This window comes from Halorubrum tibetense (assembly GCF_042661865.1).
GTDB classification, from domain to species: Archaea; Halobacteriota; Halobacteria; order Halobacteriales; family Haloferacaceae; genus Halorubrum; species Halorubrum tibetense.
In genome coordinates this window covers 1-917 of sequence record NZ_JBHSWW010000529.1, presented here as the reverse complement: position 1 = coordinate 917, position 917 = coordinate 1, and the positions used below count along the sequence as shown (strand labels likewise).

General features: G+C 53.1%; 3 protein-coding genes. All 3 read left to right on the top strand.

Annotated elements, in window-relative coordinates:
• A partial coding sequence (locus ACFQEU_RS16750) for a hypothetical protein (protein ID WP_379783986.1) occupies window positions 1–285 on the top strand: 285 nt, incomplete at its 5' end.
• Window positions 272–652 (top strand): 3-hydroxyacyl-ACP dehydratase FabZ family protein, encoded by a 381-nt coding sequence (locus ACFQEU_RS16745; protein WP_379783984.1) that lies wholly within the window; start codon window positions 272–274, stop codon window positions 650–652. The genes ACFQEU_RS16750 and ACFQEU_RS16745, both read left to right, overlap by 14 nt.
• Window positions 649–917, top strand: a 269-nt coding sequence (locus ACFQEU_RS16740) for a glycosyltransferase (RefSeq protein WP_379783982.1), incomplete at its 3' end; no start/stop codon positions are given. The genes ACFQEU_RS16745 and ACFQEU_RS16740, both read left to right, overlap by 4 nt.

Below are 917 nucleotides of genomic sequence, written 5' to 3'. Positions count from 1 at the left end.
ATTCGCACCGGCTCTGTTGCGAGCCGCGATGAACTCGTGGCGTTAATCGTGCTCTCACCAGAAGGTGTGGCGGCATTAGAACAAGAGGGCAGGCGGGCCTTAGCGCAACGTTTTAAACGCGCTTTGGGGCAATTACTCGAGCGCCCCTTAGTGCCTAGGCGCTGGCGCTATATCGATCGCTTGCCGCGCAATGGTCAAGGCAAAATACAGTATCAACAAGTGCAATTGTTAATGAATCAGTTGCTACCGGCGACGGAACGGGAGCCCGTGAATGATCGATCTTAGTTATGCTCCTACTGAGTTACCACAGGTGCTGGATCTGGTATCGGTTGACTCGGCCAGTGCGGAACTAACCCTGCAAATACAACCAGCACTGGTATGGTTTCAGGGGCACTTTCCGCAAACACCTATTTTACCGGGCGTGGTTCAACTTAATTGGGTGCGCATTGTTGCTGCACGACTATGGCAAGAGCATGCGCACTGGCTCAGCACGGCGAGTCAGCTGGAGGCCATCAAGTTTCAACAGGTTATTCGCCCCGGTGATACCGTGCAACTTCATATGCAGTTGCAACCGGATCGCCGGCGGGTGCAGTTTACCTATTTTTCTGACGCAAAAGTTTTTGCCAGTGGTCGTCTGGTGGCTGCGCTATGACTGCTCGCGCTCCAAAACCTGATGCGATAAGCGCCTGCATTGTGATTCCTGTGTACAACCACGAGCGCGCCATTGTCGACACCTTGGCCAATGTATTGCCTTTTTCTGTGCCCGTTATTTTGGTTAATGACGGTAGTAACGGCGACTGCTCTGCAGTCCTAGAACGGCTAGCCGATGAGCACCTGGGCGTGCACTTAATGGTGCTCGATGTAAACCAAGGTAAAGGAGCGGCTGTTAAAGCCGGCTTAAAGCGTGCGTTGGAACT

What these genes read in the sequence shown, in the direction of transcription:
- ACFQEU_RS16745 (WP_379783984.1), top strand. Translation starts at nt 272, where the DNA reads ATGATCGATCTTAGTTATGCTCCTACTGAGTTACCACAGGTGCTGGAT.